The sequence below is a fragment of the Haladaptatus ordinarius genome, from assembly GCF_054177595.1.
This window is the reverse complement of record NZ_JBPEHH010000028.1, coordinates 49,481-56,281: the sequence shown is the minus strand read 5'-3', so window position 1 is coordinate 56,281 and position 6,801 is coordinate 49,481. Positions and strand designations below refer to the sequence as shown.

At 60.5% G+C, this 6,801-nt stretch carries 10 protein-coding genes; 6 read left to right on the top strand and 4 right to left on the bottom strand.

From position 1 onward, the window contains the following. Positions 1 to 615: 615 nt before the first annotated feature. Positions 616 to 1,440, bottom strand: coding sequence for a hypothetical protein (locus tag ACR3FF_RS12265; protein ID WP_458188330.1), 825 nt, complete (start codon positions 1,438 to 1,440; stop codon positions 616 to 618). 133 nt (positions 1,441 to 1,573) lie between these two features. On the opposite strand from ACR3FF_RS12265, the gene ACR3FF_RS12260 reads away from it, so the two are divergent. The 3 genes from ACR3FF_RS12260 (at position 1,574) to ACR3FF_RS12250 (ending at position 3,343) form a co-directional block, all read left to right on the top strand. Then, positions 1,574 to 1,852, top strand: a complete 279-nt coding sequence (locus tag ACR3FF_RS12260) for a hypothetical protein (RefSeq protein WP_458188325.1) — start codon at positions 1,574 to 1,576, stop codon at positions 1,850 to 1,852. Positions 1,853 to 1,914: 62 nt separating this feature from the next. Beyond that, entirely contained in the window at positions 1,915 to 3,057 is a 1,143-nt protein-coding gene (locus tag ACR3FF_RS12255) for an acyl-CoA dehydrogenase (RefSeq protein WP_458188324.1), read from the top strand. Between the two features lie 145 nt (positions 3,058 to 3,202). Continuing rightward, positions 3,203 to 3,343 carry a hypothetical protein gene (locus tag ACR3FF_RS12250; RefSeq protein WP_458188323.1) on the top strand — a complete coding sequence of 47 codons (141 nt, stop codon included), beginning with the start codon at positions 3,203 to 3,205 and terminating at the stop codon, positions 3,341 to 3,343. A gap of 195 nt (positions 3,344 to 3,538) precedes the next feature. Here ACR3FF_RS12250 and ACR3FF_RS12245 read toward each other — a convergent pair whose 3' ends face one another. After that, on the bottom strand, positions 3,539 to 3,853 hold the full coding sequence (locus ACR3FF_RS12245; protein ID WP_458188322.1) for a PadR family transcriptional regulator: 315 nt from the start codon (positions 3,851 to 3,853) through the stop codon (positions 3,539 to 3,541). Between the two features lie 50 nt (positions 3,854 to 3,903). Between ACR3FF_RS12245 and ACR3FF_RS12240 the strand changes: the two genes are divergently transcribed. From ACR3FF_RS12240 to ACR3FF_RS12230, 3 genes are all read left to right on the top strand, one after another. Next, positions 3,904 to 4,173, top strand: coding sequence for a DUF7111 family protein (locus tag ACR3FF_RS12240; RefSeq protein ID WP_458188321.1), 270 nt, complete (start codon positions 3,904 to 3,906; stop codon positions 4,171 to 4,173). A gap of 136 nt (positions 4,174 to 4,309) precedes the next feature. Then, positions 4,310 to 5,122, top strand: coding sequence for a diadenylate cyclase DacZ (dacZ, locus tag ACR3FF_RS12235; protein WP_458188320.1), 813 nt, complete (start codon positions 4,310 to 4,312; stop codon positions 5,120 to 5,122). Continuing rightward, positions 5,123 to 5,899 (top strand): mechanosensitive ion channel family protein, encoded by a 777-nt coding sequence (locus ACR3FF_RS12230; RefSeq protein WP_458188319.1) that lies wholly within the window; start codon positions 5,123 to 5,125, stop codon positions 5,897 to 5,899. Here the strand turns inward: ACR3FF_RS12230 and ACR3FF_RS12225 are convergent. Both ACR3FF_RS12225 and ACR3FF_RS12220 read right to left on the bottom strand, forming a co-directional pair. After that, the gene (locus ACR3FF_RS12225; protein ID WP_458188318.1) at positions 5,896 to 6,411 is read right to left on the bottom strand and encodes an acyltransferase; all 516 of its coding nucleotides are present in this window, start codon (positions 6,409 to 6,411) and stop codon (positions 5,896 to 5,898) included. The two genes, ACR3FF_RS12230 and ACR3FF_RS12225, sit on opposite strands and share 4 nt — an antisense overlap. 31 nt (positions 6,412 to 6,442) lie before the next feature. After that, positions 6,443 to 6,739, bottom strand: a complete 297-nt coding sequence (locus ACR3FF_RS12220) for a DUF7344 domain-containing protein (RefSeq protein ID WP_458188317.1) — start codon at positions 6,737 to 6,739, stop codon at positions 6,443 to 6,445. Positions 6,740 to 6,801: the final 62 nt, after the last annotated feature.

Genomic DNA, 6,801 nt, shown 5'->3' with positions numbered 1-6,801 from the left:
CGGCGCTCTCACTGGAGTGAGACCGCCGTCTTTGGTTGAATCATTCGCTCATCCGCGCCAGCTACTCTCGTCTCGCCCCAGAAACCGAGTCAGTAATCAGGAACGATGGGAACTACCGACTCTTGACAGGCGAATATGCGTATACTGCGTTCCTCATGTGGCCAGTGACGACCACCCCGGCATACGAGACTCAACAGAGTTTCCTTGCCCACTTCATGCAGATGGAGGCTACTCCGTTTTTTCTCGCGCAACTGCTCCTCACGGCTGGCGCTCTCATCGTCTGGTGGTCCGATGGCATCCCTGGTGTGGACCTCCTGCGGTCTGAATCTCGCCGTGCGCTATCGTGGGCAAAGTGACACACCTCTCCCTTTGAGCATGTCAGCCCGGTCTCTATCAGCAAGGTAAAATCTTCATATATGTCAGCATTAATGGTAGAATTCCGTATGAATCGAAAATTTGCCCTCGTCGGTGTTGCATTGCTCGTTGCTGTGGTGCTGTGGAAACAACTCTAACGTTTGCTTCGAGTTAAAGCGCGCAAAAAGTAGTGACTGAACCACCATTCGTTCGTGGTTCCATTCTCCCTTTTTTGTCGCTCTTGCATCAGGATTAGTGATTTCAGTTTCCGTGTGAGACTCCATCGCGTGAGTCGGCGTCCATCCGCCGAATCGCCCCGCGAGCGTTGCCCGATTCGTATCCGAAGAACACGTCGTTGGCGTAGGCGTCGGCGACTTCGGTCGCGTGAATCAGGTCGTCGATGTCGATGTCCACCGCGTAGAGTTCGATACTGAACGGAATCGAAAGCGCGTCTTCGAAGCCGCTCGCGATAATCTCGAGCCAGTAGGTCGTCGAATAGGCCATATCGTACAACGGGACGACGAACTCGTCGACGTACTCCGAGAGCGCATCGACGTCGAGTCCGGCACGTTCGTAGAGGTGACCGGGATAGGGGTCCGGATAGAGGGTGAGGTAGGTCTTCCCGGGGATTCGGTCGGTCGCCTCGGTGACGAAGTCGGTGATGACGCTCGCACGCCACTCCCACCAGTCGTCGTACTTGCTCGCGTCGAACGCCCGTTCGCACTGTTCGCAGTGACAGTATTCGGCGCGCGGGAACCCGACGTCGTCCAGTCGAACGTCGGGATTCGCCTCGGCGGCGTCGGAAACCATTTCCAGCAACCCCTCCCGGTACGATTCGCGGGTCGGGCAAATGTACCCCCAGTCGAAGTACGGCCGCTCGCGGGTCGCCAGTTCGCCCTCGTCGCTCACCGGAACGAGCGAGGGGTCGCTTTCGGCGGCCGCACTGTCGCCGAAACAGGAGATCATGTTCACGCCCGACTCGACGGGTTCCGTCGCACGTCCCGTCACGTCCTTCATCTCGTAGAATCCCCACTCGAACTCCGGCCAGTCGAGTTCTTCGGGGTTACGCGTCACCACGCCGTACATATCTCGACGGTTCGGGTTCACGTCGGTAATCCGTTTCGGACGGCGACAGGTGCGGCCGTTCGATTCGCTCGTCTTCAACGCCTTTCGCCTGCCGCCGGAACCCTTACCCTGCTGGCCGGCCTGGTACGAATCCATGCTTCGAACCTTACTCGGCGTCGTGAAAGCGGGGGTCGGACTGCTGTCTGCGCTGGCGTCGTCGACGTCGCCCGCGTCACCTTCGCGGAACAACTCGCTCGACAAACTGAACGTCCTCTCGTTGCTCGCACAGGCAGGGTACGCCTTCCGGAAGGGGAACCCGAAGCGCGGCGCGATTCTGCTCGGTGCGGCGACCATCGCCCCCAAGAATCGAAAGCTGTCCTACCTCGTGCAAGGGGCACTCACGGTTGATTCGCTCCGCAAGCGACTCCGCTGAACGGTGCGCGTAAATCGAGCCGGGATGGGAAAAGTAAAGGATTAACTACCCTCATTTCCGGTATGGACTTCAGCCTCTCCGCAGAGCAGAAACAGATCCGGGACATGGTCGCGGAGTTCGTCGACGAGGAGATCAAACCTCGCGCCGCAGAGATAGACGAGACGGACGAGTTCCCCCGCGACCTCGTCGACCAGATGGCCGACCTCGGTCTGATGGGGATGCCCTTCCCCGAGGAGTACGGCGGTGCCGGTCTCGACTACCACTCGTACGCAATCGGACTGGAGGAGATATCGCGTGGCTCCGGCGGTCTCGGCACGGTCGTCGCCGCCCACACCAGTCTCGCGGGCAACATGCTCTACGAGTTCGGTAACGAAGAACAGAAACAGAAGTATCTCACGCCGCTCAACGAGGGCACCGACATCGGCGCGTTCGCGCTCTCGGAACCCGGCGCGGGAAGCGACGTGCCGGCGATGGACACCACCGCCGAGAAGGACGGCGACGAGTACATCCTGAACGGCGGCAAACTCTGGATTTCGAACGGGTCGGTCGCGGAGACGGTCACCGTCTTCGCCAAGACCGACGAAGACGCCGGCAACAAGGGTATCTCGTCGTTCGTCGTCCGGCCCGAGGAGGACGACGGCTTCTACGTCGAGGGCACGGAACACAAACTCGGCGACAAGGGCTGTCCGACCGCCGAACTCCGGTTCGCCGACCTTCGCATCCCCGACGACCGCCTGCTCGGCGAGGAAGGCCGAGGCTTTGTCCACGCCCTGAAGACGCTGAACGGCGGGCGCATCACCATCGCTGCGCGCTCCATCGGTCTCGCTCGTGCGGCGCTGGACGACGCGCTGGAGTACGCCCAGCAGCGCGAGCAGTTCGACCAGCCAATCAGCGATTTCCAGACCATCCAGCACAAACTCGCGGACATGGATACGAAGGTCAGCGCCGCGAAGATGCTCATGCACCGCGCCGCCGACCGCAAGATTCGCGGCGAGGACTACATCAAGCAGGCCGCGCAGGCGAAACTGTTCGCCAGCGAGATATCCCGCGAGGTGGCGAACGAAGGCATCCAGATTCACGGCGGCTACGGCTACACCACCGACTTCGACGCGGAACGCTACTACCGCGACGCCAAACTGAACGAGATTTACGAGGGGACGAGCGAAGTGCTGCGAAACACCATCGCGGCACAGATGTTGGACTGAGCGACGCGAGACACCTGATTTTCCGACGATTTTTCCGTGATAGTCGAGTAATTTCGAGTGCGCCAAATCTTCGACGCGGCGCGCGCTGGCCCGAGCCGGAGGGCAGACCGCCCGGAGACTCGGGGCAACAGAGTGCGAGGTCTTCGTGAGCAACGCGAGCGAATGGCTCGACGGAGCGTGTCTCCGACGGTGGATGAGTATCGAAGGGAGCGACCGAGAAGCGCAGCCGATTGGAGAGGTATGTGGCCTCCGGTGGCGGTGGCTGTCGGATGTCTGGGTGGACTGAAAGGGGCCGCCCGCTCGCGTGTACGTGGTCGTCTCGGCGACCCCTCTCGACGAGGCATGCAATGCCGAGTCGGGATGTCGGCAAGCGACTGCGAGCGGGCGGGGGCTTTCGAGGTCTGTTTCTATTACCGTGAGTCACGTGATAAGAATCTTAAAGGGACGAGTCATCCGAGTCAGAACCTCCAGGACAAGCCCCTCACTCGACTTTTTCTCGCATCCACTCGAACTGCTCTCTCAATCGTTTCTCCCCCACTTCCGTCAACGAGAACACGTCGTACAGTCCTTCCACTCGCTTCTCGACGTGGCCGCTCTCGACCAGTCTTTCTAGCGTTCCGTAGAACCGTTTCGGGTCGAGCGACTTTTCGTAGCGCGATTCGAGTCGCATTTTCAACCGCTGGCTCCGGAGTTCTCCAGCGTCGGCGAGGATGATACAGATGTCGCGGCGAGTGCCGCTCTGGTGCCATCGGGGCATGCAGGAGAGTGCGAGGTCGCCCGTCACGTCGTTTTCCATTTCGGGCCGGAACCGATAGCTTCGACTGTTCTGCCTTCGAACCCCGACCAATGACCACGATTTCGGAAGACGACGTCACGGCTCGCTACTTCGAAACCGACGACGAGCGCGTGCTTGAATTCTCCCGCGGGGGACACACCGCCGCAGTCGCACAGAATCTCGAAGGGTACGGCATGCTGAAAGTCCGCGAAACCGCCGACAGTCCCGAGTTGGAACGCTACTACGGGTTCGACATGGCGCTCGACCACGCGGCGGAACTGCTGGGCGTTCGTCCCGATACACTCCCGGTTCCAGAACGAGCCTCGGATATGGGTATGTAACTACATTCTGTCAGTTGCGAATCCCGTGAAAACGGAATCTCTCCAGTCCGTGAGGGATGATTTCTCAACAAAAAGAAACGATTGGTGACATATACCCCCACAAACCTTTTCTCGGGTGATTGAGTGGCCTTCAGTAATGGCCACCGTTAGCGACCTTCTGGAAGACCTCGTCACTGGCGTCGACTCGGTGTTTCTCTTCTCTCCGAGCGGGTCGTACTACGACCGTTTCGCCGACCTGAACGACCCCGAAATCGTCGTCGTCGCGCCCGACAACAACGTCGGTGCGAGCGAATTCGTCGAACTACCGCTGGAGTTCGATAACGTCAAAGACCGCATTCGCTTCGGTATCGAGGGCGCGATCACGAACGGTCTCGCAGAGGACGGCGACGAACTCGCCTGTGTCACGAGCATGTTCGACGATGGAATCGACTCGGTCACTCGCGTTCGAGCGAACGAGGAGTCTCACTCCGGAATCTACGACCTGTTCACCAACTCGCGTGCCGACCCCAGCGTCATCCGTGACGTGTTCGAGGTCGCCATCGAACTCGGAAAGAAAGGACAGAAGGGCAAACCCGTCGGCGCGCTGTTCGTCGTCGGCGACGCGGGCAAGGTGATGAACAAGTCTCGTCCGCTCTCGTACAACCCCTTCGAGAAGTCGCACGTCCACGTCGGCGACCCGATCGTGAACGTGATGTTGAAGGAGTTCTCGCGGTTGGACGGAGCGTTCGTCATCTCCGACTCCGGGAAGATCGTCTCGGCCTACCGCTACCTCGAACCCTCCGCAGAGGGCGTGGACATCCCGAAAGGACTCGGCGCACGGCACATGGCCGGTGGTGCGATTACCCGCGATACGAACGCGACGGCCATCGTTCTCTCCGAGAGCGACGGCCTCGTTCGGGCGTTCAAAGGCGGTGAACTCATTCTCGAACTCGACCCGGAGGAGTACTAGATGCAATCCGAGTGGCAAGTACTCCTGCGTGAGGAGTACCGAATCGTCCTCGCTATCCTCATCCTCATCGGCGGTGGTATCGCAGGCTACCTCCTCGGGCGCTTGAACAGACGGATCCTCCGTGCCGCAGGCGTTCCCGAGGTCGTCGAGGGGACGCCGTTCGAGCGAACAGCGCGAAGTCTCGGCACGACGACGGTATCGCTCATCGCCCGCATCACGTCGTGGTTCATCTACGGCGTCGCCATCCTCCTCGCGCTCAACACCGCAGAACTCCCTCTCAGCACCCAGTTGTTCTGGCAGATAATCCTCTTCGTCCCTGACCTGTTCGTCGCGGTGCTGGTGTTCATCGTCGGGTTCGTCATCGCCGACAAGGCAGAGTTGCTGATAAGCGAACGACTGCGGAGCGTCAAACTCCCCGAGGTAAGCATCATCTCCCGACTGGTCAAGTACAGCATCGTCTACATCGCCTCGCTCATCGCGCTGAGCCAGATCGGTATCGCGGTGCTCACGTTGCTCGTTCTCTTCGGTGCGTACATCGTCGCCGTCATCGTCTTCGGCGCGGTCGCATTCTGGGACTTACTTCGCTCGTCTGCGGCAGGCATCTATCTCCTGCTCAACCAGCCGTACGGTATCGGCGACGAGATTCGAGTGAACGGCAATCAGGGAATCGTCCAGGAGGTAGATTTGTTCGTCACGCACATCGAAAACGACGGCGAGGAGTTCATCATCCCGAACCACCTCATCTTCCACGAGGGCGCGGTTCGCCTTCGAAACTAGTCGAGGTTCTCGCTCGACATCTCCGTCGCCGGGATGCCCGCAACTGTCGCGCCTGGCGGGACGTCTCGCGTCACCAGCGAGTTCGCTGCGACCTGTGCGCCCGCACCGATTTCGACGCCCGGCAAGATGACGGCACCCGCGCCTATCATCGCTCGTTCGCCGACGACGACCTCACCGGTTCGATACTCGTCCTGCAGGAACTCGTGACAGAGGATGGTCGCGTCGTACCCGACGATAGCGTGGTCTTCGACGGTGATGAGGTCGGGCCAGAACACGTCGGGCGTCGATTCGAGTCCCCACGAGACGCCCCGCCCGACCGTGACGCCGATTCGACGCAAGAGCCAGTTTTTGAGACGGAGACTCGGATTGATGCGAACGAGCCAGATGACGGCGTAGTTGAGCGCGACCCGAAGCGGACTCCGGGCCGTCGTCCAGTACTGCAAGGAGTTCAGACCGCCGGGTGTCGGGTGGCGCGTGACCCGTTCGTGGCGGTGGGGCGTGTCGTCGCTCACGCGCCGGGATTTGTACCCTGATGGCTTGAAGCTACTCTTCGATGAGTTCGAAGAAGGGTTCGAACTCCGAGACTGCCGCGGTCGGTTCGACGACGCCCGCGTCGGCGTCGTACTCGACGAGACAAACGTGTTCGAGGTGCGGAAGGTGCGAGTGGTGAAGCCCGACTTCGATTCGTTCCGGGTCGGTGTTCGTCCGGCACCCGACGGCTTCGGCTAACTCCGCAACCGTCGTCTCGTCGGTACTGTTCAGTAGCGCTTCGACCACGTGTCGTCGGTGGCAGTTACCGAGCACGTCGAATATCTCGTCGGGGGAGAGGGAGTCGCTCATGGAGGTAAGTATCCGGATACTGGGGTTTGGTTATGGGCTGATTGACGGCTCCGTAGGCTGTT

What these genes read in the sequence shown, in the direction of transcription:
- ACR3FF_RS12265 (WP_458188330.1), bottom strand. Translation starts at nt 1,440, where the DNA reads ATGTACGGCGTGGTGACGCGTAACCCCGAAGAACTCGACTGGCCGGAG.
- ACR3FF_RS12260 (WP_458188325.1), top strand. Translation starts at nt 1,574, where the DNA reads ATGCTTCGAACCTTACTCGGCGTCGTGAAAGCGGGGGTCGGACTGCTG.
- ACR3FF_RS12255 (WP_458188324.1), top strand. Translation starts at nt 1,915, where the DNA reads ATGGACTTCAGCCTCTCCGCAGAGCAGAAACAGATCCGGGACATGGTC.
- ACR3FF_RS12245 (WP_458188322.1), bottom strand. Translation starts at nt 3,853, where the DNA reads ATGGAAAACGACGTGACGGGCGACCTCGCACTCTCCTGCATGCCCCGA.
- ACR3FF_RS12240 (WP_458188321.1), top strand. Translation starts at nt 3,904, where the DNA reads ATGACCACGATTTCGGAAGACGACGTCACGGCTCGCTACTTCGAAACC.
- dacZ (WP_458188320.1), top strand. Translation starts at nt 4,310, where the DNA reads ATGGCCACCGTTAGCGACCTTCTGGAAGACCTCGTCACTGGCGTCGAC.
- ACR3FF_RS12230 (WP_458188319.1), top strand. Translation starts at nt 5,123, where the DNA reads ATGCAATCCGAGTGGCAAGTACTCCTGCGTGAGGAGTACCGAATCGTC.
- ACR3FF_RS12220 (WP_458188317.1), bottom strand. Translation starts at nt 6,739, where the DNA reads ATGAGCGACTCCCTCTCCCCCGACGAGATATTCGACGTGCTCGGTAAC.